This window comes from Rhizobacter sp. P5_C2, from assembly GCF_054049715.1.
The window spans coordinates 1-20,716 of the sequence record NZ_JBFULV010000010.1 but is presented as its reverse complement, the minus strand read 5'-3'; the positions used below and the strand labels follow the sequence as shown (position 1 = coordinate 20,716).

Below are 20,716 nucleotides of genomic sequence, written 5' to 3'. Positions count from 1 at the left end.
GGCCGGGTCAGGTCGCGACGGCAGCGTGCACCGCGGGGACGGCGGCGCGCGGCATCGGCACCTTCTTGCTCCAGCGGATGGCCGGCAGCTCGACGGCGCGGTACAGGATCCACGCGGCGACGATGCTGGTGCCGATGCCGCAGGCCATGTACAGCAGGCCGAGCGGCACGGAAGGGTGGTCGCCGAACAGCTTCTTCAGCACCGAGATCGTGCTCCAGCCGACGATCGGGTGCATCAGGTAGAGGCTGTACGACAGCTTGCCGAGGAACTGGTGCAGCGCGCCGCTGAGCCAGCCGCGCGCGGCCACCCAGCGGCTGGACAGCACCAGCACCAGCGCGGCCAGCACCGGCGCGACGTGGGGCAGCGACGGCGCGCTGCCGAACACCACCGCGAGCTCGACGACGACCAGCGCCCACCACCAGCGCCACGACAGGTCGCCGAACACGCACCAGCAGGTCAGCGCACCCAGCGCGAACATGTGCCAGTAGCGCACGAACAGGCCGTCGACCGGCAGCTTGATCTGGCCGACCGCGAGCACCAGCGACAGTGCGACCAGCGCGGCGACCGCGAGGATCGGGCGGCTGCGCGGCTGCGCCGGATCGTGCGCGGCGGTCAGCACCAGCACCAGCACGAGGTAGAACTGCAGCTCGATGCACAGCGTCCAGAACACTGCCGAGATGTCGCCGTAGCCGAGGATGTCCTGCAGGTAGAACAGGTGCGCGACGATCTGCGCGGCGGAGAACTGGCCGCGGCCGGCGAGTTCGGCGAACAGCAGCGCCGACAGCTTGGCCATCCCGATGCACAGGATGATCGTGGCCCAGTACGGCGGGTCGAGCCGCACCGAGCGGCGCAGCGCGAACATCGCGACGTAGCGGCCCGACAGCGGCGCGTCGCGCAGGCTCATCGAGATCACGAAGCCGCTCAGCACGAAGAACACGTTGACGCCGGTGGCGCCGAAGCTGCCGATCAGCGTGTGCAGCCAGTCGGGCGTGAACGGGCGCAGCAGCGTCTCGGTGTTGAGGTAGAGGTGGTAGAGCACGACCAGCATCGCCGCGATGCCGCGCAGGCCGTCGACCGTCAGGTTGCGCGAGGGCAACGAGGCGGGGGCGGCGGAGGCGTCGGGTCGGGTCATGCGGCTTGGCGTGGGGGCGAATCGGCAGGGTCGGAAAGCGCCCCGCCGAGGGAAAAGGCGTCGCATTGCACCATAGGGATCTGGCAGAAAACACCACCCGGGCAGGGGGTCGTCCCTCGGGCAGGGGGGCGGGGGCGGACCGGAAAAGACACGCGAGAAGTGTGACTTTGTCCATAATCTGCCGATGCCTGCGAGCCCGGTTCACCGTCCGCCCCGCGCCGCCCTGGCGCGCCGCGAGCTGCTGTGGCGGCTGGCGTCGATCGCCGCGATCTCGGCCGCCCCGGCCGGGGCCCGCGCGGCCACCGACCCGTTCGTCACCTGGATGCAGATGCTGCACGACCAGTGGGCGCTGCCGGCCTACGACGCGCTGGACCGCAGCGCGGCCGGGCTGGTGGCGGTGCTCGATGCGGCGATGGCGGCCGGCGGCAAGCCGACGCCGGCCCAGCTGAAGGAGAGCCAGGCGCTGTGGCTGCAGGCGATGCTGAGCTGGCGCCGGCTCGAGGCACTGCAGATGGGCCCGACGCTTGCGCGGCGCAGTTCGAAGGCGATCGATTTCTGGCCGACCCGGCCGAAGGTGATCCAGCAGGCCGCCACCGTCACCGCGACGGCGCCGATGACCGGTGCGGCCGCGAATGACGCGATGGAGCGCTGGGGCACCGCGGTGAAGGGGCTGCCGGCGCTCGAATGGCTGCTGTTCCCGGCCGGCACCGAGCCCGACGCGCCGGTGCTGCGCAGCCCGGCGCTGTGCCGCTACACGCTGCGCATCGCGATGTCGCTGAAGGAAGAGGTGGGCCTGCTGCTGGCCGGCTGGCGCACCGAGGCCGAGCACTGGCGCTCGGCGACGCCGCCCGACGTGCCGGCGGCGAAGAAGCTGATCCTGAACCTGCTGGTCGGCAGCGTCGAACTGCTGCGCGGCAAGAAGCTCGAGAAGGCGGCCCGTGCGCAGGCGCTGCAGGTGCCGGGGCAGCGCGATGCGCTGGAGAACTTCGACAGCATGCGCACGAAGCACACGCGGGAGTTCCTGCTGGCGCATGTGGATGGTGTCGCGCAGCTGCTGCTCGGGCAGACGCCGGGCCTGGCCTACACGCAGGGCGGGCCGCGCTGGGGGCTCGACGACGTGCTGGCCGAGCAGGGCCTCGCGAAGCCGCATGGTGCGGCGCTGCGCCGCGCGGTGGCCGCGGTGCGGCAGTCCGTCGCGGCGCTGCCGGTGGACGCAGCCACCTGGACGCCGGCGCGCATCGCGGCGCCGGTGAAGGCGCTGGTCGCGCTGCGCGCAGTGATCGACCCGCCGATCGCGACGGCCTGGAAGGTGACGATCGAGTTCACCGATGCAGATGGAGATTGACCCAGCCTGACGAAAGGAGCCTCGCATGACGACCCTGACGACCCCGCGCTTCGAACAGCGCCTCGAGCAGCCCTGCATGTTCATCCGCACCGAGGTGGCGATGGGCGAGATCGGGACCAAGGTGGTGCCGCTGATCCCGCAGCTGTTCGAGTGGCTGCAGGCGCACGGCGTGCCGCCGGTCGGCCCGCTCTTCTTCCGCTACAACGTGATCGACATGGCCGGGCTGATGGAGATCGACGTCGGCACCATCGTCGAGAAGCCGGCCGCGGGCGATGCCCGGGTGCAGTCGGGCCGCATCGCCGCCGGCAGCTACGTGACGATGCGCCACACCGGCCACCCCGACGAGCTGATGCCGGCCACCGGCTACCTGCTCGCCTGGGGGCAGCAGCACGACGTGGCGTGGCGCAAGCACCCGCGCGGCAAGGCCGAGGTCTGGGACGGGCGCTACGAGTTCTACCTCGACGGACCGGACACCGAGCCCGACATGTCGAAGTGGCGCACCGACCTCGTGTTCGCCGCCGAGCCGCGCTGAATCGGCCTCTCCGCCCTCAGTCCCCCGCCTCCCATTCGATTTTCGCCCCGAGCGCACACAGGTTCTCGACGAACTGCGGGTGCGCGCGCCGGATCGGCCCGGCGTTGCGGATCACCGAGCGGCCCGGGATGCTGGCCGCCAGCATCAGCAGCGCGATCGCGACGCGGATGATGTAGGGGCTCTCGACTTCGGCCGGCGACAGCGGCTTGCCGCCGAAGGTGACGATGCGGTGCGGATCCGACTGGAACGCGTGGGCGCCGAACTTCGACAGCTCCGAGGTCCAGCCGAGCGCGCCGTCGTAGACCTTGTTCCAGAACATCACGCTGCCGTGCGCGCGCGTGCCGAGCGCGATGAAGATCGGCAGCAGGTCGACCGGCAGGTAGGGCCACGGCGCGGCCTCGATCTTCGGCAGCATGTTCTGCGTGAACGGCTCGGCCACGCGCAGCGGGCCGTCGACCACGGTGCGCGACCAGCCGCCCTCGTGCAGCACCTGCACGCCCAGCTTCGCGAAGCTGCGGTCGATCAGCGGGAACTGGTGCGGCGCGGTGTTGCGCACCCGCACGTCGCCGCCGGTGATCGCGCCGAGCGCGAGGAAGGTCACGACCTCGTGGAAGTCGTCGGCGAAGCTGTAATCGGCGCCGCCGAGCGCGTCGACGCCGTGGATCGTCAGCCGCGAGGTGCCGCAGCCTTCGATGCGCGCGCCGAGCTGGCGCATGAACTCGCAGAACTCCTGCACGTGCGGCTCAGAGGCCGCGTTCATCAGCGTCGCGCTGCCCTCGGCGAGCGCGGCGCACAGCACGAAGTTCTCGGTGGTGGTGACCGACGCGTAGTCGAGCCAGTGGTCGGCCGCGCGCAGCGGGCCGTCGCCGCGCACGATCAGCGCGTCAGGCCGGCGCTCGACGCGCGCGCCGAAGCGCTGCAGCACCTCGACGTGCGGATCGATCTCGCGCACGCCCAGCGTGCAGCCCTGCACGTCGTTCTCGATGCGCGCGACGCCGAAGCGCGCCAGCAGCGGCGGCACCAGCATGATCGACGAGCGCATCTCCTGCGGCAGGCGGTGCACCGTCTCGTCGAAGTTCGTGAGGCGGTGGTGCAGGTCGAGCAGCCCGGTCTTGAAGTCGATCTCGACCCGGCTGCCGAGCGAGCGGAACACGTCGAGGATCTTGCGCACGTCGGTGATGTCGGGCACGCGGCGCAGGCGCACCGGCTGCCGCGTCAGCAGCGTCGCGCACAGGACCGGCAACACCGCGTTCTTGTTGGCCGACGGGACGATGCGGCCCGACAAGGGCTGGCCGCCGTGAACGATGAGGTGGGACATGGGACAGTGCGCGAGGCGCGCGGTGGTGGGCACCGGCGCACTGTCCCCGGCGTCGTCGAACGCCGGATGAAGCCTGTGTGAAGTGAGGCGGGCCTGGTGTCAGCCTTCGTAGCCTTCGACGGTCTTCTCGTCGCGCACTTTGGCACTCGCCGGGTCTTCGCCGAACTCGCGCTTGGCGCGGCGCTGCCGCAGCAGGTCCCAGCACTGGTCGAGCTGGTGCTCGATGTGGCGGATGCGCTCGGCGTTCTGGCCGGGCGCCTTGGCGCCGTCGCGCAGGTGCTGCTCCTCGTCGACGAGGGCGCTGATGTGGTCGAGGATGGATTTATCGCTCATGGCCGTTCTCCTGCAGTGGCGGATGGGGGCAGCGTACGACGGAATCAGTAGCCGACGCTGTAGCGGTAGTTCTTGTAGCGCAGCACCGCCGACTTGAGCCGGATCTGCTCCAGGTGCAGGTTGGGCGCGATGGTGTCGCCCTCGTGGTAGAGCTGGCCGTTGACGATCAGCATGCGGCTCCCGCGGCTCGCGGAGTAGCTGGCCCCGCTGATCGACAGCGCCGGCAGCTGGCGGCGCACGTCGTCGGGCAGCTCGCTCATCGGCACGGCCGGCGTCTCGTCGACGGCTGGCGTGGCGGGGCGTGCGGCTTCTCGCCTGGCGGGCACCGGCTTGCGCTGCGGCTTCTCGGCAGCCGGTGTGGCGCGTGCCGCGGTGGTCGTTGCGGATGCGGACGAGGCCGCCACCGGTTCCGCGCTCGATGCCAGGGCGGGCGCAGGTGCAGGCGCCGTCACCATCGCGGCGGGCGCGGGTGGCGCAGGGGCCGGTACCGGCTGTGGCGGCGGCGGGGCCGAGACGATCACCTCGATCGGCTTGTCGCGCCCGAACGCCATCCACGCGAAGACCACGATCAGCGCCAGCCCGAGCAGCGAGGCGACGAAGCCCCATCGCATGCCGCCGCGGCCATCGGGCATGTCGTCCTCATCGGCCGCGCTGCCGGCCGGCTGGGCATGCAACCCGGGGACGCGGCCCCGTTCGCGTTCGGAATCGGCGCGCCGCAGGGCATCGAGGATGTAGGACATCGCAATGCCTCTCAGTGGACCAGGCCGGCATCGGCCTGCAGGCGCGGCTCGTCGACGCCGGTGGCGCGGTTGAGCTGCATGAAGGTGGTGGGACCGGCGACGCCGTCGGCGGTGAGGCCCCAGGCCACCTGGAAGCTGGCGAGGCGCGATTTCAGCGCCGCGTTGAAGGCGGGGCCGCCGCTCGGCGCGCTCGCGCCCTCGGCCCGTGCCACCAGCGTGGCCAGCGCCTCGACCACCGGCCCGGCGTTGCCCTCGTTCAGCGCCGACTGGTAGCCCTCGGGCGCGCGCCAGAAGGTCGCGAAATCGCCGCGCCACACCTTGGCCAGCGACAGCAGCGACACCGTCTGCGAGACGCCGCCGGCGCGCAGCGTCGCGGTCTGCGGCGTCAGCGCGGTCAGCAGCACGAAGACCGACTGGCCGGCGTCGTCGCGCAGCAGCAGGATGCCGGGGCGGCTCAGCTGGCGGATCAGCGCCAGCGTCGCCACGGTGCGGAAGCACAGCAGGTTCTCGCGCTGCGCGCTGGCGCAGGGGTCCGGCAGGTCGGCGGGGAGTTTCCACGCCGGGGCCAGCTCGCGCCAGGCTTCCTTCTCGCTGCGCCAGGCGGTCTTCATGCCATCACGCAGGTCGAGCGACACCGCGCTGGCCGGTGGTGCGGTTGGGGTGGCAGCCGATGCGGCAGCCACCGCCGGGCGGGCCTTGTCGGGCGAACTGGCCGCCGATGCCGGGAACTGCGACGCCTGCGCATCGGGGTTGCCGCTGGAAGGCCGCCCGAGCCGCCCGTCGACCGCCCAGGCCACCATGCCCAGCAGCGCCGCGGCGCCGGCCGCGCCGAGCCCCCAGCGGGCTGCCTGCTGGAAGCGCGACGCGGCAGGCAGCGTCGCGTCGTCGTCGTGGGCCGAGCCGAACACCTCGGCCGCCGCCTTCTCGACGATGGCTTCGTCGACGCGCGGCTGGCCCTGCCCGTAGGCGCCCAGCAGCGCGCGGTCGCACAGCAGATTGATGCGCCGCGGCACGCCGCGCGACAGCTGGAAGATGCGGTGCCGCGCCGGCCGGTCGAAGGGCAGCGCGGTGCGCATGCCGGCCACGGCCATGCGGTGGCGGATGTACTGCGAGGTTTCCTTCTCGCTCAGCGCCTTCAGGTGGTAGCGGGCGATCACGCGCTGCGCGAGCTGCTCGAGCTGCGGCCGCGCCAGCATGTCGCGCAGCTCGGGCTGGCCGATCAGGATGATCTGCAACAGCTTGCGCTCGGTGGTCTCGAGGTTGGTCAGCAGGCGCAGCTGCTCCAGCACGTCGGGCGACAGGTTCTGCGCCTCGTCGATGATCAGCACGTTGTTCAGGCCGATCGCGTGGGTGCGCAGCAGGAAGTCGTTCAGCGGGTCGAGGTAGTCCTTGACGGTCGGCGCGCCCGCGCCCTGGTGCTGGTACGGGATGCGGAATTCCTCGCACACCGTCTTCAGCAGCTCGAGCACCGTCAGCTTCGGGTTGAAGATGTAGGCGACGTTGCAGCGCTTCGGGATCTGCTCGAGGAAGCAGCGGCAGACGGTGGTCTTGCCGGCGCCGATCTCGCCGGTCAGCAGCACGAAGCCGCCGCCGCCGCGCACGCCGTACAGCAGGTGCGCGAGCGCCTCGCGGTGCCGCTCGCTCATGAACAGGTAGCGCGGATCCGGGGCGATCGAGAAGGGCTCCTGCTTGAGCCCGAAGAATGGCGCGTACATGGGGGCGGGGGTGACGTTGCGAGCGGCCGGTGCGGCCTCGCGCAGTCTATCGCCGCCCGCCATCGCTCTGACATCCACGGCGCAGATACTCGCGAGGTGCCGTATCCACTCCTTGCCGGCCTGGTGCTGGGTTTCGCCTTGCTGCCGGCGCATGCGGCCGGTGGGCACTTCGACGTCGACGACGCCACCATCGCCGACCCGGGGCACTGCCAGGTCGAGGCTTGGCTGGGTCGCGCGCATCGCGTCGACGCCCAGCAGCAGCACCTGGGCCCGGCCTGTCGGGTCGGGCCGGTCGAGCTGGGCCTGAACGCCGATCGCCTGCGCGATGACGGCGGCGTGCAGCGTAGCCTGGGGCCGCAGGTGAAATGGGTGGCCGATCCGGCCGCCCAGCGCCTGAGCCTCGGGCTGGTCTGGGGGACGCCATGGGATCGCCGGCATGCGCACACGCTGTACGTGCCGCTCACCGCGTGGGCGACAACGGCGCTGCAGTTGCACCTGAACGCGGGTTGGGACCGGATGCGCGGCGTGGACACCACGCGGCGCTGGGGCGCCGCTGGCGAGTGGGCGGCCGGTGACGCCGCCAGCGTGCTGCTGGAGCACAGCAGGATCGTCGGTGAACGGGTGTCGCGGCTGGGCGGACGCTGGAACCTGTCGAGCCGGTTCAGCCTGGACCTGAGCCTGTCACGCCACCGCCCGGCCGATGCCGGTGGCTACACCGGTGCGACGCTGGGCCTGAACCAGGACTTCGGGGGCTGAAGCGATCAGACGAACGAATGCGCAAAGCCGACCAGGGCCATCGCGCCGGTCGCCAGCACCACCAGCACCCAGTTCGGCAGGAAGCCGTGGGGGACGGGGCGAGGGCGGTGACGTTGTTTGTCAATCATGTGAACTCCATGTTTCTGGATCGCCCCGAAACCGCCGGAACGACCACCTGGCGCGGGTTGTTCCGGCCAGGTGAGGACATGGAAGCGATCTTCGTGCCAGCTTTTGGGTGGCGGATCGCGCCGCGCTCGGTGGCAGGCAGGGCAGCTCAGCGGCAGTTCACCGGCAGGAAATTGGGTGGCACATCGGTCTTGTTGAGCCCCTTGGCCGTCATCTTGGCCGGCACGGCCGAATTGCCGCAGACCCACGAGACCGGCACGACCTGTGCGTCCTCGACCACCGCCGGGCGCAGCGTCAGCGTCTTGCCGCGTATCGCGCCGTTGGCCTGGTTGCCGAAGGTGATCTGGATCGCGCCCGATTCGACCGCCACCGAGCTGACCAGCGTGCTGACGATCTTGTCGCTGGCCGGCAGCCCGGCGGCGGCGTTGTCCAGCGGCAGGGTCTTGGTGGTGGCCCAGGCGGCGGCCACCGGCGCCTTCGCGATGTCGGCCAGCTTGACCGCGTCGACCAGCTGCCCGCGCACCAGCCGGCCCTGCATGCTGGGCACCGCCAGCGTCGCCAGGATGGCGATGACGGCCACGACCACCATCAGTTCGATCAGCGTGAATCCGCGCGAAGGGCGGTGGGAAGGTGCGTGCATGCGGGCCTCGTAGCGATGGCGCATTCTGCCGTGGCGCGGGGGCTGCACCGGTTTCGATCGGTGACCTGCGCCGGCTTGCCCTGCGGCGGCGGGCGGGTTAGAAACAGGCCCATCCGGCACCCTGCGCCGGCACCGCGGAGATTGCATGGCCCGATTCGACCCCGACCGCCTCGACAAGCAATACAACAACCGGGCCCGCATCCCCGAGCACCCGGAGATCTTCGAGCGGTGGGCGAAGGCCTCGGCGCTGTCGCGCGACGGGCTGTCGCGCCGCCTCGACGTGCCCTACGGCGACGGCCCGAACGAGACGCTCGACATCTTCCCGTCGCCGCGCGCCGGCGCCCCGGTGCTGGTGTTCATCCACGGCGGCTGGTGGCGCTCGCTCGACAAATCCGACCATTCCTTCGTCGCGCCGACCTTCGTGCATGCCGGCGCGATGGTGGTGGTGCCGAACTACGCGCTGTGCCCGGGTACGCCGGCAGCACCGGTGGGCATCGACTTCATCGCGCTGCAGATGGTGAAGGCGCTGGCCTGGGTGTGGCGCAACGCGGCGCTGTACGGCGGCGACCCGCTGCGCATCATCGTGGCCGGGCATTCGGCCGGCGGCCACCTGGCCGCGATGCTGCTGAACTGCGAATGGCCCCAGGTGGGCGCCGACCTGCCGCCGTACCTGGTGCGTGGCGCGCTGGCGGTGAGCGGCGTGTTCGACCTGGAGCCGGTGCGCCGCACACCCTTCCTGGCGGCCGACCTGCGGCTCACGCCGGCGCTCGCCGCGAAGCTGAGCCCGGTGGCGATGCCGGCGCCGAACGGCGTGCTGTGCGCCGCCGTCGGGGGGGACGAGAGCGAGGAATTCCTCGCGCAGAACGACGCCATCCGCACCGCCTGGGGCGAGCGCGCGGTGCCGGTGTGCGAGCGCATCCCCGGCACCAACCACCTGACCGTGCTGCACGACCTGGCGTCGCCCGACGGGCGGCTCAACCAGCTCACCCGCCAACTGCTCGGCCTGGGGTGACCGGTCCGGCGATTTTTCGTCCTCGCGCTTTTACCTTCCTCGTTTACCCGCGGAAAACATAGCGGCCTGCTATGCACTGCATTGAAGCTTTGTATTTGCCGCGCGCCGGCCAGCGCGCTACGGTTCGCCGGACCCCTCATTCACTAGCAGGAGAGCGCCATGGGATTGAAAGGATCGAAGACCGAGCAGAACCTGAAGGACGCGTTTGCCGGCGAATCGCAGGCCAACCGCCGCTACCTCTACTTCGCGAACAAGGCCGACATCGAAGGGCAGAACGACGTGGCGGCGCTGTTCCGCTCCACCGCCGAGGGCGAGACCGGCCATGCGCACGGCCACCTCGAATTCCTGGAGGTGGTGGGCGACCCGGCCACCGGGCTGCCGATCGGCTCGAGCCGGCAGAACCTGCTGGCCGCGGTGGCCGGCGAGACGCACGAGTACACCGACATGTACCCGGGCATGGCGCGACAAGCGCGCACCGAAGGCTTCGACGAGATCGCCGACTGGTTCGAGACGCTGGCCAAAGCCGAGCGTTCGCACGCCAACCGGTACCAGAAAGCATTGGACGCGCTGGTCGATTGACAGCATGACCCGCGAAGGCAATCTCGAAGCGCCCACACGCCACCCGGTCGACTGGAAGAACCCGGCGTTCTACGACGAGGAGGCCTGCCTCCACGAGATGGAGCGCGTCTTCGACATCTGCCATGGCTGCAGGCGCTGCGTGAGCCTGTGCCAGTCGTTCCCGACGCTGTTCGACCTGGTCGACGGCAGCAAGACCGGCGAGGTCGACGGCGTCGCGAAGGCCGACTACGCGGGTGTGGTCGACCAGTGCTACCTGTGCGACCTCTGCTACATGACGAAGTGCCCGTACGTGCCGCCGCACCCGTGGAACCTCGATTTCCCGCACACGATGCTGCGGGCCAAGGCGATCAAGTTCAAGAAGGGCGAGGTCGGTGCCGGCGAGCGCTTCCTCGCGTCGACCGACGTGCACGGCCAGTTCGCCGGCATCCCGGTGGTGGTGCAAGTGGCGAATGCGCTGAACCGCACGAAGCCGATGCGCGCGCTGCTCGACAGCACGCTGCACGTGCACCCCGAGGCCTGGCTGCCCGACCTGGCCGCGAGCCGCTTCCGCTGGAGCGCGAAGAAGCAGGGCGCGGCGACTGTCGTGACGAACGGCGAGCGCACGCCGGGCAAGGTGGCGATCTTCTCGACCTGCTACGTCAACTACAACGAGCCCGGCATCGGCCATGACCTGCTGAAGGTGCTCGAGCACAACGACATTCCGTACACGATCGTCGACAAGGAGTCGTGCTGCGGCATGCCGAAGCTGGAGCTCGGCGACCTCGATGCGGTGGCGCGGCACAAGGAGGCCAACGTGCCGGTGCTGGCGCGCTACGCGAGCGAGGGCTTCGCGATCCTGAGCGCGATCCCGAGCTGCACGCTGATGTTCAAGCAGGAGCTGCCGCTGATGTTCCCGGACGATGCCGACGTGAAGCGGGTGCAGGCGGCGATGTTCGACCCGTTCGAATACCTGATGGCGCGCCACAAGGACGGCCTGTTGAAGACCGACTTCAAGCAGCCGCTCGGCAAGGTGAGCTACCACGTGCCCTGCCACGGCCGCGTGCAGAAGATCGGCAAGAAGACCGAGGAGGTTCTGAAGCTGATCGGCCAGGCGGTCACGGTGCAGCTCAACACGGTGGAGCGCTGCTCCGGCCATGCCGGCACCTATGGCGTGAAGACGCCGACCCACCCGGTCGCGATGAAGATCGGCAAGCCGGTGTTCAAGGCGATGGCGGCGAACGGGCCGGACTACATCAGCTCCGACTGCGCGCTGGCGGGGCACCACATCGCGCAGGGCATGGCGCAGCAGGGCGCGCCGGCCGCCAGGCTCGCGCACCCGCTGAGCCTGGTGCGCATCGCCTACGGACTCTGACGGAGCGACCGAGATGATCACGAAGGACAGCCTGCTGACGCTGGAGGCCTACGCGAAGATCCGCACTGCGCAGCGGTCGGCCTTCATCGCGCACCGCCGGATGCGCTCGGTGGCGCTGGGCGAGCATGTCACCGTGCAGTTCGAGGACGAGCAGACGATCCGCCGCCAGATCCAGGAGATGCTGCACATCGAGAAGATCTTCGACGAGGACGGCATCCAGGGCGAGATCGAGGCCTACGCGCCGCTGCTGCCCGACGGCGCCAACTGGAAGGCGACGATGCTGATCGAGTACCCCGACGTGCACGAGCGCCGCCGCGAGCTGGCACGGCTGATCGGCATCGAGGACCGCATGTTCGTCGAGGTCGAGGGCCAGGCGCGCGTCTACGCGATCGCCGACGAAGACCTCGACCGCGAGACCGACGAGAAGACCTCGGCGGTGCATTTCCTGCGCTTCGAATTTCCGCCCGCCGCACGCGAGGCCTTGCGCGCCGGAGCGGCCTGCAAGCTGGGCTGCGACCACACGCACTACCCGGCGCATGTGGCGATCAGCCCGGAGACGCTGGCTTCGCTGGCGGGGGATCTGCGCTAGCGCCGACGCCGAACAGCTCGGCCACCGCAGCGCGGTATTGCGGCTGCCCCAGGTCGTTGGTGCTGTGGTGCGAGGCGCCTTCGACCAGCAGGAAGCGCTTCGGCTCGCGGGCCCGTTCGAACAGCGCGCGGCCGAGCGCCGGCTGGATCAGCGTGTCGTCGCTGCCGTGCACCACCAGCACCGGCGAACCGACGTCGGCGATGCGCGACGCGGCATCGAAGCGCTGCGTGATGAACGGTGCGACCGGCAGCCAGCCCCAGCGGAAGGTCGACACCACGTCGGGGATCGACGTGAAGCCGCCTTCGACGATCAGGCCGGCCTCGTCGGGCACCTCGGCCGCGAGCTGCACCGCGATCGCACCGCCCAGCGAGTGGCCGAAGATGAAGCGGCGGGCGTGCGGGCGCTTCTGCGCGAGCCAGTCCCACGCGGCGTGGGCATCCTCGGCGGCCAGCTCCTGTGACGGCAGGCCGGCGCTGCTGCGGCCGAAGCCGCGGTAGTCGATCGCCAGGACCGAGAAGCCCAGCTCATGCATGCGCCGCATGCGGGTCGCGCTGGTGCGCACGTCGAAGCGGGCCCCGTGCAGGTAGAGCAGCACCGGCGCCTTGGGGTCGTCTTGCGGCAGCCACAGGCCGTGCAGGCGCACCGCCTGGTCACGCGATTCGGCGACGTGGGAGCGGTAGTCGATCCAGGCGTCGTCCATGCCCTTGGCGGCCGCGGCACCGCCGTACCAGACGCGGTCGCCGGGCTGGAAGATCCAGGCACGCTGGCGTTCGTCGAGCGTCGCGCAGCCGATCTGCAGGCCAAGCAGCACGGCGATGCCGGCCGCGAGGGCGGCCGGGCGGTGCCAGCGGCGGAAGGACAACGAGCGCATCGGGCAACGATGTTGCCACGCCGCCAGCAGGCGACGGCGCCGCTCGGGCTTTCCGGCCCGGCCAGGCGCTACTTGATGCTGAAGCTGTCGCCGTAAACCTTCCAGTTCAGCGGCGTGTTCAGGTCGAAGTTGCCGGCCTTCAGCCACACGCGCTGCGCGGTGTCGACGCGGGTGGTGTCGCTGTGCGCTTCTTCGGTCTTCATCGCGGCCACGCGGGCATCGAGGAAGGCGTTCAGGTAGGTCGTCTCGTCGCCGCCCTGCGCAGGCGTCTTGGCCTTCGCCATCGCCGCCTTGCGGATGCCGCCGAAGCTGACGCCGTTGTTGCCCGGGCCGTGCATCACGATCGCGTCGTAGTAGGCGAACTGGCCGAGTGCGCGCAGGCCGTCGGTCCTGGCCTGGCTCACCGCCGGATTGAAGTAGGTGTCGTCGCGCACGCTGTCCTGCGACTGCTGGAAGATCACGTCGGCGGCGGCGGTCTTCCAGTCGCCGGTGAAGTTCGGATCGAGGCCAGCGTGCGAATCGCTGCCGTTCACCTTCTTCAGTGCCGGCAGGTACTTGGCCAGCACGTTGTTCGGCGAGCGCTGGGTGTAGTCCTGGACGACTTCCAGCATGTCGCTGGTGCCGGAGCAGAAGCCGATGATGCCGSCGGTGTAGCCGCGGCCGTCRTKGATGTCCTGGATGTAGGCGTACTGCGCCTTCCAGTTCAGCGACGAGTTCTCGGCGCTSGAGACGATCTGCATCGCGATGTCCTTCTTGCGGGCATCGSTCAGGTCGGTGGAGGACGGCGCGGGTGCAGGCGCCGGGGCCGGGGCAGGTACCGGAGCGGGCGCAGGGGCCGGTGCAGGCGCGGGAGCCGGTGCGGGGCTTGGCGCAGGAGCCGGCGCGGGGGCCGGAGCAGGGGCCGGTGCGGGAGAGGGCGCCGGTGCGGGGGCAGGCGCCGGAGCGGGTGCCGGTGAAGGTGCGGGTGCCGGCGGAGCACCCGACACCGGCTGGGACGATTCGTCGTCCGAGCCGCCGCCGCAAGCGGAGAGGGCCATGCTCAACGACAGCAGCGCAAGGTGGGTTCGACGGTTCATGGTGGAAAGGTCCGGTGGAATCGTTTCCATTCTGAACGCGCGATGCCGCCGCGGCGGTGCCGGGTTGTGACCAGCTGAAACCCCTGTGTCGGCGGCTTCAGGCGCGGGCGCGCCGCACCGTCAACCACCCTTCCACGCTGTACACCGCCAGCGCCAGCCAGATCAGCCCGAACCCCAGCAGCCGCGCGCCGCCGAACGGTTCGCCGAACAGCCACACGCCGAGCCCGAACTGGATCGTCGGGCCGATGTACTGCATCAGCCCGAGCGTCGTCATCGAGATGCGGCGCGCGCCGGCGGCGAACAGCAGCAGCGGCACCGCGGTGATCGGCCCGGCCGCCAGCAGCCACAGGTTGGTCGCGGTGTCGGGCAGCGGGAACAGCCCGGTGCCCTGCGCCTGCCAGAACAGCAGCGCGGCGATGGCCAAGGGCGCGAGCAGCATGGCCTCCAGCGTGAGGCCTTCGAGCGGCCCGAGCACCGCCACCTTGCGCAACAGCCCGTAACTGCCGAAGCTCGCGGCCAGCACCAGCGCAATCCACGGCAGTTGGCCGGCCTGCACCGTGAGCCAGACCACGCCGGCCGTCGCCAGCGCGAGCGCGATCCATTGGCCGCGGCGCGGCCGCTCGTGCAGCACGGTGTAGCCGAGCAGCACGTTGACGAGCGGCGTGATGAAGTAGCCGAGGCTCGCGTCGATCACGTGGCCGTTGTTGACCGACCAGATGTAGGTCAGCCAGTTCACCGCCAGCAGCAGCGCGCTGGCGGCGAACGCGCCCAGCACGCGCGGCTGGCGCAGCAGCGGCCGCAGCCAGCCCCACTGGCGGCGCACGCCCAGCACGATCAGCACGAAGGCCAGCGACCAGACGATGCGGTGCGCCAGCACCTCGCCGGCGGGCAGCATGGACAGCCGGCGAAAGAACAGCGGGAAGATGCCCCACAGCGCGAAGGCGAGGGCGGCGTAGAAGGGTCCGTAATTCATCCGGTGGATTGTCGCGGCTGGCCGCGGCGGGCATCATCGTGCCCATGGCCCACGTCGTGTTCACGCAGCAGCTGCGCCGCTTCATCGAGACCCCCGAACTCGATGTCGACGCCGCCAGCCTGCGCGCTGCGCTCGACGCGGTGTTCGCCGCCCACCCGCGGCTGCGTGGCTACGTTCTGGACGAACAGGGCCACCTGCGGCCGAACGTGGTGGCCTTCGTCGACGGCGTGCGCAGCGCAGACCGCGCCGCGCTGGCCGACCCGCTGCGGCCGGACAGCCGGGTCCACGTGATGCAGGCCCTGTCCGGCGGTTGAGATTCAAGGAGTTGCCGATGTCAGAGCGTGCCTGGGTCGCGACCCGCAAGGGCCTCTTCGAGTTGCAGCGCGGCCGCGGCGGCGCGTGGGACATCGCCCGCACGAGCTTTCTCGGCGAGCCGGTGTCGATGCTGCTGCCGCCCGGCGCCGACGGCCGCCTGCTGGCGGCGCTGAACCTCGGCCACTTCGGCGTCAAGCTGCATGCGTCCGACGACCAGGGCGTCAACTGGCACGAGGTCGCGGCGCCGGCCTTTCCGGTGCAGCCGGCCGATGCGACCGGCGTGCCGTGGAAGGTGGTCCAGGTGTGGTCGCTGGAGCGCGACCACGGCACGCTGTGGCTCGGCACGCTGCCGGGCGGGCTGTTTCGCAGCGGCGACGGTGGTGCGTCGTGGCAGCTGGTCGATTCGCTGTGGCAGCGGCCGGAGCGCGCCGAATGGTTCGGCGGCGGCTACGACGTGCCCGGCATCCATTCGATCTGTCCGCATCCCACGCGGGCCGGCGACCTGGTGCTCGGCATCAGCTGCGGTGGCGCCTGGGTCACGCACGACGACGGCGCGAACTGGCTGCTGCAGGCCGACGGCATGCGCGCCGCCTACATGCCGCCGGAGCAGGCCGGCTCGCCGAACACGCAGGACCCGCACCGCATCGTGCGCTGCGCCGCGCAGCCGGACGTGCTGTGGACGCAGCATCACAACGGCATCTGGCGCTCGACCGACGCGTCGGCCTCATGGCAGCAGGTGACGAGCGCCCCGCTGTCGGATTTCGGCTTCGCGGTCGCGGTGCACCCCGGCGATGCGCAGACGGCCTGGTTCGTGCCGGGCGTCGCCGACCAGCAGCGTGTGCCGGTCGGCGGGGCGCTGGTGGTCAACCGCACGCGCGACGGCGGTGCGAGCTTCGAGACGCTGCACAGCGGCCTGCCGCAGCAGCATTGCTACGACCTGCTGTACCGCCACGGGCTCGACGTGTCGCCGGACGGCCGCAGCCTGCTGATGGGCAGCACGACCGGCCATGTGTGGGGCAGCGACGACGGCGGTGACCTCTGGACGGCGCTGCCGGCCCAGCTGCCGCCGGTATACGCGCTGCGCTTCGGTTGATGCACCGGCCCGGTCCGCACACCGGTGGATACATCGACTGACACCTTGTGGCGCCATGTGCACAGATGGCGCGTTACCGTCCCCTCGATCTTGGGGGGCCGCGTGTTGCAGCGCATGACAAGGCCGCCCGTGCTCCGGACAATCGGAGCTGTCGAGGAAGCGCCATGCCCACCACCATCACCGTCGGAGCCCGTTCCATTTTCGTCACCGCGACCGCGTGGGTGTTCATCCTGCTCGGCGCGCTGGCCTGTGCCTCGGCGCTGCTGCAGAACGCGATGCTGGTGTCGGGCGGGTTTCGCAGCGAGGGGCTGCAGGTCAGCGGGCTGTTCGGGCTGCTGATCGCCCACCTGCCGTGGGTGGTCAATGCGGGGCTCGTGATGTCGCTGGCCACGCTGGTGTCGGCGGTCGGGCTGCTGCTGCGGCTCAACTGGGCGCGCCGCACCTTCATCGCGCTGCTGCTGCTGGCGATCGTCGCGAACCTGCTGGGCGTGTGGCTGCAGCAGGAGGTGATGCAGTCGGTGGTCGACAGCACGCTGAGCACCGCGACACTGCCGCCACGGGCGCTTGGCGTGTTCGGCGGCTTCGTGACCGCGGCGCGCGTGATGGCGGTGCTGGTGACGCTCGGGGCCTGCGGGATGCTCGGGTGGATCATCCGCCGGCTGATGTCGGCCAGCGTGCGCCAAGAGTTCGCCTGATCAGAACTCTCCGTCGACGTAGAACCAGCGGCCGTCTTCGCGCACGAAGCGGCTCGTCTCGTGCAACCGCTGCGCGCGGCCGCCGAGCTTGCTGCGGGCGATGAACTCCACGGTCGCGTGATCGGTATCCTGTGAAGCATGCCGTCGCACGTCCAGCCCCAGCCAGCGCAGCCCCGGCGGATCGGGCTCCAGCGTGGCGGGCCGCGTGCTCGCATGCCAGGTCGCCAGCAGGTAGTCCGGCATTCCGTTGACGAAGGCGCTGTAACGCGAGCGCATCAAGGCCTCGGCATCGGGCGCCTGCAGGTGCAGCGGTCCGGCGTGGTAGCGGCCGCAGCAGTCGGCATAGGGAACGGGCAGGCCGCAGGGGCAGGTCATGTCAAATCGAGGATCCAGGTTTCTCCGACCAGATCGTGCCCGAAACTGTGGTGCGGTTCGCTCGCGACGAGCCGGTAGCCCGCGGCCGCGTAGATGCCGCGCGCGGCACTCAGGTTGCCGTTGGTCCACAGCGTGATGCGGCGGTAGCCGGCGTGGCGCGCGAAGCGCTCGCACTCCTGCACCAGCCGGCGCCCCAGCCCCAGCCCGCGGGCCGACGGCTCGACCAGCAGCATGCGCAACTGGGCCACGCCTTGCTGCACCGCCTGCGTCGCTTCGTCGCGCGCCTGCACGAGGAAGACGCAGCCGACGTTCGCGCCATCGCGCTCGGCGATCCAGCAGGCCTCGCGCGCCGGCTCGAAGCGCTCGATGAAGGCGGCCGCGATGCGCGCCACCAGCGCCTCGAATCCGATGTCCCAGCGGTACTCCTGCGCATACAGCGCGCCGTGGCGCGCGATCACCCAGCCGATGTCGCCCGGGCGGTGTGCCCGCAGCAGGTAAGGCTGGCGCGTGCGGCGTGCCGGGTCGTCGTCGAGCAGGCGCTGCAGCGTGCCCATCGCCTGCAGCAACTGCTGCTGCGATGGCTCGTCGAGCGCCGCGAGCAGCGCCTGCACCTGCTGCTGCGAGCCGCTGTCCAGCGGCGCGAAGGCGGCCCGGCCGGCTTCGGTGAGCGACAGGTGCGACTGCCGCGCGTCGCTGGCCGACGGCGTCGCCTCGATCAGCCCGCGCTCGCGCAGGCCGCGCAGCAGCCGGCTCAGGTAGCCGGGGTCGAGCTCCAGCGAGCGCGCGAGTTCGCCGGCCGTCGGCTGCGCCTGGTGCGCAAACTCCCACAGCAGCCGCGATTCGGTCAGCGTGAAGCCRCTGTCCACCAGGCCTTCGCGCAGCACGCCGATGCGGCGCGTGTAGAAGCGGTTGAAGGCGCGCACCGCGGCCACGCGGTCGCTCGGATCAGAGGGGGAGAGGGCGTCGGGCATGCCCGGCATGCTGCCGCAATTGATTGCCAAAAGCAATCATCAATGTGCCAAAGGCTGCTTCGAACAGGCTTGTAACGGCATGCCCCCGTTTTCAAGTGGATCGATATACTGGATGTGCATACAGTAGTTGCCATGCCTTCCGCCACCACTCACTTCGCCCCCCACGCTCGCGCGCCGCTGCCCGAGCGCTTGCACACCAGCGTGTGGCGCGGCAACCAGATGGGGCGCAGCGCCGAACGCGCACTGCCCAGCGGCTTTGCCGCCCTCGATGCGCAACTGCCGGGCGGCGGCTGGCCGCGCCGCGCGCTCAGCGAGTTGCTGCTGCCCCACCCTGGCCTCGGCGAAATCCGCCTGCTGGCCCCCAGCCTCGCTGCCACGCAGCAGGCCGGCCGGCTGGTGATGCTGTTCGATCCGCCGGCCGCGTTGTCGGCCTGGGCGCTGATGCAGATGGGGCTGGATGCCGAGCAGCTGCTGGTGATCGACACCGGCACGCAGGGCATTCCCGGCGTCGACGGCCGGCCGCACGAGGCGGGTGTCGATGCGCGGCTGTGGGCGCTGGAGCAGGCGCTGCACAGCGGGCATGTCGGCGCGGTGCTGGCGTGGTTGCCGCCACGCCTGCGCGCCGAGCGCCTGCGCCGGTTGCAGGTGGCCGCCCATGCGCACGACGGCCCGGCTTTCGTGCTGCGCGAGATGGCGGTGCAGCAGCAGGCGAGCCCCGCGCCGTTGCGCTTGGCGTTGCAGGCCGGCGGGGCCGATTGCCTCAGCGTGCGCGTGCTGAAGCGCCGCGGCCCGCCGCTCGCCCAGGCGCTGCTGCTCGAGCTGCCGCCGGTGCTGTCGGCCAGCGCCACGCGCAAGGCCCGCGAGCTGGCGGCGCAGACGGTGCTGTCGGGGCAGGGCGCAGCCGCAGCGCCGTCGCTGCGCGCCGCGACCTTCGTCAACCTCGCCTGATGTGCGCATGGGCACGCGATGCTCTGGATCGGTCTTCACCTGCCGTTGCTGCCGCTGGAATCCTTCCTGGCGACGCTCCCGGCGGGCGGCGGCAGTGATGAGCCGGCCGTCGCGCTGGTCGAGGCGCATCGCATCGTCCATGCCAATGCGAACGCGCAGGCGCTGGGCGTCAAGCCGGGGTTGAAGCGCGCCACCGCGCTGGCGCTTGCGCCGCAGCTGCTGATCGGCCAGGCCGACGCGCTGCGCGACCGCCAGGCGCTCGCGAGCGTCGCGCATGCGGCGCTGGCCTTCACGCCGGCGGTCARCTTCACGCTGCCGCAGGGCGTGCTGCTCGAGGTCGAGGCCAGCCTGCGTTACTTCGGTGGGCGCGAGGCGCTGCTGCAGCGGCTGCGCGAGGCATTGCGGCCGCTCGGCCATGCGCTGCACTGCGTCAGCACACCGACGGCGCAGGGCTCGGCGCTGTTGTCGCGGAGCGTCGACGGCCTGCATTGCGCCGATGCCGCCGCGCTGCAGCGCGCGCTCGATGCCGCGCCGGTCTGGCTGCTCGGCCCGGGCCGCGAGCACTGGGAGGCGCTGCAGGGCATGGGCCTGAACACGCTGGGCGACCTGCGCAGCCTGCCGCGTGCCGGACTGACGCGGCGCTTTGGCGAGGCCTTGCTGGTCGAGCTCGATGGCGCGCTCGGCCGGCGCCCCGATCCGCGCGTGTCGATCGAGCTGCCGGCGAGCTTCGACAGTGCGCTGGAGCTGTTCGCGCGGGCCGACACCACCGAGCAGGTGCTGCACGGCGTGGAGGTGCTGCTGGCGCGGCTGGTGGCGTGGCTGTCGGCGCAGCATGCCTTCGTGCGCCGCTTCAGCCTGCTGATGAAGCACGAGCCGCGCTGGCGGCGCGATGACAAGACCCCCTTGCACACCACGCTGGAGATCGCGCTGRCCGAGCCGTCGCGCGACCCGAAGCACCTGATGGCGCTGCTGCGCGAGCGGCTGTCGCAGCTGGCCTTGCCGGCGCCGACGCTGGAGCTCGCGCTGCGCGCCAGCGACATCGCGCGCCAGCCGCCGCCGAATGCCGAGCTGTTCCCGACGCCGCGCAGCGAGCGCGAGGGACTCACGCGCCTGCTCGAGCGGCTGCAGGCGCGGCTCGGCCGCGAGCGGGTGCAGCGCGTGCTGCCGGTGCAGGACCATCGGCCCGAGCGCGGCAGCCGGGTGTGCGCGGCGCAACTCGACGGCCCGGTGC

Annotated in this window: 24 protein-coding genes; 12 read left to right on the top strand and 12 right to left on the bottom strand. The window is 70.9% G+C overall.

The annotated features are described in order from the left end of the window. Positions 1-7 precede the first annotated feature (7 nt). Positions 8-1,132: an acyltransferase family protein gene (locus ACXJLU_RS05315; protein ID WP_457329419.1), complete on the bottom strand. Its 1,125-nt coding sequence runs from the start codon at positions 1,130-1,132 to the stop codon at positions 8-10. A 184-nt stretch (positions 1,133-1,316) separates the two neighbouring features. On the opposite strand from ACXJLU_RS05315, the gene ACXJLU_RS05310 reads away from it, so the two are divergent. Next, positions 1,317-2,477: an imelysin family protein gene (locus ACXJLU_RS05310; RefSeq protein WP_457329418.1), complete on the top strand. Its 1,161-nt coding sequence runs from the start codon at positions 1,317-1,319 to the stop codon at positions 2,475-2,477. A 25-nt stretch (positions 2,478-2,502) separates the two neighbouring features. Further along, positions 2,503-3,009, top strand: a complete 507-nt coding sequence (locus ACXJLU_RS05305) for a GyrI-like domain-containing protein (protein ID WP_457329417.1) — start codon at positions 2,503-2,505, stop codon at positions 3,007-3,009. Between the two features lie 16 nt (positions 3,010-3,025). Here the strand turns inward: ACXJLU_RS05305 and ACXJLU_RS05300 are convergent, their stop codons facing one another. The 4 genes from ACXJLU_RS05300 to ACXJLU_RS05285 all read right to left on the bottom strand — a co-directional run bounded on the left by ACXJLU_RS05300 (position 3,026) and on the right by ACXJLU_RS05285 (position 7,115). Next, on the bottom strand, positions 3,026-4,327 hold the full coding sequence (locus tag ACXJLU_RS05300) for a UDP-N-acetylglucosamine 1-carboxyvinyltransferase (RefSeq protein WP_457329416.1): 1,302 nt from the start codon (positions 4,325-4,327) through the stop codon (positions 3,026-3,028). Between the two features lie 99 nt (positions 4,328-4,426). Next, positions 4,427-4,660, bottom strand: coding sequence for a DUF2630 family protein (locus ACXJLU_RS05295; protein WP_073468522.1), 234 nt, complete (start codon positions 4,658-4,660; stop codon positions 4,427-4,429). Between the two features lie 44 nt (positions 4,661-4,704). Then, on the bottom strand, positions 4,705-5,400 hold the full coding sequence (locus ACXJLU_RS05290) for a general secretion pathway protein GspB (protein ID WP_457329415.1): 696 nt from the start codon (positions 5,398-5,400) through the stop codon (positions 4,705-4,707). 11 nt (positions 5,401-5,411) lie between these two features. Next, entirely contained in the window at positions 5,412-7,115 is a 1,704-nt protein-coding gene (locus ACXJLU_RS05285; RefSeq protein ID WP_457329414.1) for an ExeA family protein, read from the bottom strand. Positions 7,116-7,211: 96 nt separating this feature from the next. Between ACXJLU_RS05285 and ACXJLU_RS05280 the strand changes: the two genes are divergently transcribed. Continuing rightward, a complete protein-coding gene (locus ACXJLU_RS05280) occupies positions 7,212-7,871 on the top strand; it encodes a PA4824 family protein (RefSeq protein ID WP_457329413.1) in 660 nt (219 codons plus the stop codon). Between the two features lie 5 nt (positions 7,872-7,876). Here ACXJLU_RS05280 and ACXJLU_RS05275 read toward each other — a convergent pair whose 3' ends face one another. Then, positions 7,877-7,999: a hypothetical protein gene (locus tag ACXJLU_RS05275; RefSeq protein ID WP_255376901.1), complete on the bottom strand. Its 123-nt coding sequence runs from the start codon at positions 7,997-7,999 to the stop codon at positions 7,877-7,879. Positions 8,000-8,145: 146 nt separating this feature from the next. Then, positions 8,146-8,637 (bottom strand): pilin, encoded by a 492-nt coding sequence (locus tag ACXJLU_RS05270; RefSeq protein WP_200799046.1) that lies wholly within the window; start codon positions 8,635-8,637, stop codon positions 8,146-8,148. A gap of 145 nt (positions 8,638-8,782) precedes the next feature. Here ACXJLU_RS05270 and ACXJLU_RS05265 point away from each other — a divergent pair, with 145 nt between their 5' ends. The 4 genes from ACXJLU_RS05265 to ACXJLU_RS05250 all read left to right on the top strand — a co-directional run bounded on the left by ACXJLU_RS05265 (position 8,783) and on the right by ACXJLU_RS05250 (position 12,168). After that, positions 8,783-9,649: an alpha/beta hydrolase gene (locus tag ACXJLU_RS05265; protein ID WP_457329412.1), complete on the top strand. Its 867-nt coding sequence runs from the start codon at positions 8,783-8,785 to the stop codon at positions 9,647-9,649. Between the two features lie 159 nt (positions 9,650-9,808). Then, positions 9,809-10,228 carry a rubrerythrin family protein gene (locus tag ACXJLU_RS05260; protein ID WP_073468527.1) on the top strand — a complete coding sequence of 140 codons (420 nt, stop codon included), beginning with the start codon at positions 9,809-9,811 and terminating at the stop codon, positions 10,226-10,228. Positions 10,229-10,232: 4 nt separating this feature from the next. Next, positions 10,233-11,579 (top strand): (Fe-S)-binding protein, encoded by a 1,347-nt coding sequence (locus ACXJLU_RS05255; protein WP_457329411.1) that lies wholly within the window; start codon positions 10,233-10,235, stop codon positions 11,577-11,579. A gap of 13 nt (positions 11,580-11,592) precedes the next feature. Continuing rightward, positions 11,593-12,168 (top strand): DUF3501 family protein, encoded by a 576-nt coding sequence (locus tag ACXJLU_RS05250; protein WP_457329410.1) that lies wholly within the window; start codon positions 11,593-11,595, stop codon positions 12,166-12,168. On the opposite strand, the gene ACXJLU_RS05245 is transcribed toward ACXJLU_RS05250, so the two are convergent. From ACXJLU_RS05245 to rarD, 3 genes are all read right to left on the bottom strand, one after another. Then, on the bottom strand, positions 12,125-13,039 hold the full coding sequence (locus tag ACXJLU_RS05245) for an alpha/beta hydrolase (RefSeq protein WP_457329409.1): 915 nt from the start codon (positions 13,037-13,039) through the stop codon (positions 12,125-12,127). The two genes, ACXJLU_RS05250 and ACXJLU_RS05245, sit on opposite strands and share 44 nt — an antisense overlap. 68 nt (positions 13,040-13,107) lie before the next feature. Beyond that, positions 13,108-13,779: a chitosanase gene (locus ACXJLU_RS05240; RefSeq protein ID WP_457329408.1), complete on the bottom strand. Its 672-nt coding sequence runs from the start codon at positions 13,777-13,779 to the stop codon at positions 13,108-13,110. A gap of 433 nt (positions 13,780-14,212) precedes the next feature. Beyond that, positions 14,213-15,088, bottom strand: a complete 876-nt coding sequence (gene rarD / locus ACXJLU_RS05235; RefSeq protein ID WP_457329407.1) for an EamA family transporter RarD — start codon at positions 15,086-15,088, stop codon at positions 14,213-14,215. Positions 15,089-15,132: 44 nt separating this feature from the next. On the opposite strand from rarD, the gene ACXJLU_RS05230 reads away from it, so the two are divergent. The 3 genes from ACXJLU_RS05230 to ACXJLU_RS05220 all read left to right on the top strand — a co-directional run bounded on the left by ACXJLU_RS05230 (position 15,133) and on the right by ACXJLU_RS05220 (position 17,191). Continuing rightward, positions 15,133-15,402 (top strand): MoaD/ThiS family protein, encoded by a 270-nt coding sequence (locus ACXJLU_RS05230; RefSeq protein ID WP_457329406.1) that lies wholly within the window; start codon positions 15,133-15,135, stop codon positions 15,400-15,402. Between the two features lie 17 nt (positions 15,403-15,419). Beyond that, complete coding sequence (locus ACXJLU_RS05225; protein ID WP_457329405.1) at positions 15,420-16,496, top strand: WD40/YVTN/BNR-like repeat-containing protein; 1,077 nt, start codon at positions 15,420-15,422, stop codon at positions 16,494-16,496. A gap of 164 nt (positions 16,497-16,660) precedes the next feature. After that, entirely contained in the window at positions 16,661-17,191 is a 531-nt protein-coding gene (locus ACXJLU_RS05220; RefSeq protein WP_457329404.1) for a hypothetical protein, read from the top strand. Here ACXJLU_RS05220 and ACXJLU_RS05215 read toward each other — a convergent pair whose 3' ends face one another. Together ACXJLU_RS05215 and ACXJLU_RS05210 are read right to left on the bottom strand one after the other, a co-directional pair. Next, complete coding sequence (locus tag ACXJLU_RS05215; protein ID WP_457329402.1) at positions 17,192-17,566, bottom strand: YchJ family protein; 375 nt, start codon at positions 17,564-17,566, stop codon at positions 17,192-17,194. It abuts the gene before it with no gap. After that, positions 17,563-18,537 carry a bifunctional helix-turn-helix transcriptional regulator/GNAT family N-acetyltransferase gene (locus ACXJLU_RS05210; protein WP_457329401.1) on the bottom strand — a complete coding sequence of 325 codons (975 nt, stop codon included), beginning with the start codon at positions 18,535-18,537 and terminating at the stop codon, positions 17,563-17,565. The genes ACXJLU_RS05215 and ACXJLU_RS05210 overlap by 4 nt, the downstream gene beginning before the upstream one ends. A 132-nt stretch (positions 18,538-18,669) precedes the next feature. On the opposite strand from ACXJLU_RS05210, the gene imuA reads away from it, so the two are divergent. Both imuA and ACXJLU_RS05200 read left to right on the top strand, forming a co-directional pair. Continuing rightward, complete coding sequence (imuA, locus tag ACXJLU_RS05205) at positions 18,670-19,485, top strand: translesion DNA synthesis-associated protein ImuA (RefSeq protein ID WP_457329400.1); 816 nt, start codon at positions 18,670-18,672, stop codon at positions 19,483-19,485. 18 nt (positions 19,486-19,503) lie between these two features. Next, a partial coding sequence (locus ACXJLU_RS05200) for a Y-family DNA polymerase (protein WP_457329399.1) occupies positions 19,504-20,716 on the top strand: 1,213 nt, incomplete at its 3' end.

What these genes read in the sequence shown, in the direction of transcription:
- ACXJLU_RS05225 (WP_457329405.1), top strand. Translation starts at nt 15,420, where the DNA reads ATGTCAGAGCGTGCCTGGGTCGCGACCCGCAAGGGCCTCTTCGAGTTG.
- ACXJLU_RS05315 (WP_457329419.1), bottom strand. Translation starts at nt 1,132, where the DNA reads ATGACCCGACCCGACGCCTCCGCCGCCCCCGCCTCGTTGCCCTCGCGC.
- ACXJLU_RS05250 (WP_457329410.1), top strand. Translation starts at nt 11,593, where the DNA reads ATGATCACGAAGGACAGCCTGCTGACGCTGGAGGCCTACGCGAAGATC.
- ACXJLU_RS05310 (WP_457329418.1), top strand. Translation starts at nt 1,317, where the DNA reads ATGCCTGCGAGCCCGGTTCACCGTCCGCCCCGCGCCGCCCTGGCGCGC.
- ACXJLU_RS05230 (WP_457329406.1), top strand. Translation starts at nt 15,133, where the DNA reads ATGGCCCACGTCGTGTTCACGCAGCAGCTGCGCCGCTTCATCGAGACC.
- ACXJLU_RS05285 (WP_457329414.1), bottom strand. Translation starts at nt 7,115, where the DNA reads ATGTACGCGCCATTCTTCGGGCTCAAGCAGGAGCCCTTCTCGATCGCC.
- ACXJLU_RS05295 (WP_073468522.1), bottom strand. Translation starts at nt 4,660, where the DNA reads ATGAGCGATAAATCCATCCTCGACCACATCAGCGCCCTCGTCGACGAG.
- ACXJLU_RS05270 (WP_200799046.1), bottom strand. Translation starts at nt 8,637, where the DNA reads ATGCACGCACCTTCCCACCGCCCTTCGCGCGGATTCACGCTGATCGAA.
- ACXJLU_RS05305 (WP_457329417.1), top strand. Translation starts at nt 2,503, where the DNA reads ATGACGACCCTGACGACCCCGCGCTTCGAACAGCGCCTCGAGCAGCCC.
- ACXJLU_RS05275 (WP_255376901.1), bottom strand. Translation starts at nt 7,999, where the DNA reads ATGATTGACAAACAACGTCACCGCCCTCGCCCCGTCCCCCACGGCTTC.
- ACXJLU_RS05260 (WP_073468527.1), top strand. Translation starts at nt 9,809, where the DNA reads ATGGGATTGAAAGGATCGAAGACCGAGCAGAACCTGAAGGACGCGTTT.
- imuA (WP_457329400.1), top strand. Translation starts at nt 18,670, where the DNA reads ATGCCTTCCGCCACCACTCACTTCGCCCCCCACGCTCGCGCGCCGCTG.
- ACXJLU_RS05290 (WP_457329415.1), bottom strand. Translation starts at nt 5,400, where the DNA reads ATGTCCTACATCCTCGATGCCCTGCGGCGCGCCGATTCCGAACGCGAA.
- ACXJLU_RS05245 (WP_457329409.1), bottom strand. Translation starts at nt 13,039, where the DNA reads ATGCGCTCGTTGTCCTTCCGCCGCTGGCACCGCCCGGCCGCCCTCGCG.
- ACXJLU_RS05255 (WP_457329411.1), top strand. Translation starts at nt 10,233, where the DNA reads ATGACCCGCGAAGGCAATCTCGAAGCGCCCACACGCCACCCGGTCGAC.
- ACXJLU_RS05300 (WP_457329416.1), bottom strand. Translation starts at nt 4,327, where the DNA reads ATGTCCCACCTCATCGTTCACGGCGGCCAGCCCTTGTCGGGCCGCATC.
- ACXJLU_RS05215 (WP_457329402.1), bottom strand. Translation starts at nt 17,566, where the DNA reads ATGACCTGCCCCTGCGGCCTGCCCGTTCCCTATGCCGACTGCTGCGGC.
- rarD (WP_457329407.1), bottom strand. Translation starts at nt 15,088, where the DNA reads ATGAATTACGGACCCTTCTACGCCGCCCTCGCCTTCGCGCTGTGGGGC.
- ACXJLU_RS05265 (WP_457329412.1), top strand. Translation starts at nt 8,783, where the DNA reads ATGGCCCGATTCGACCCCGACCGCCTCGACAAGCAATACAACAACCGG.
- ACXJLU_RS05220 (WP_457329404.1), top strand. Translation starts at nt 16,661, where the DNA reads ATGCCCACCACCATCACCGTCGGAGCCCGTTCCATTTTCGTCACCGCG.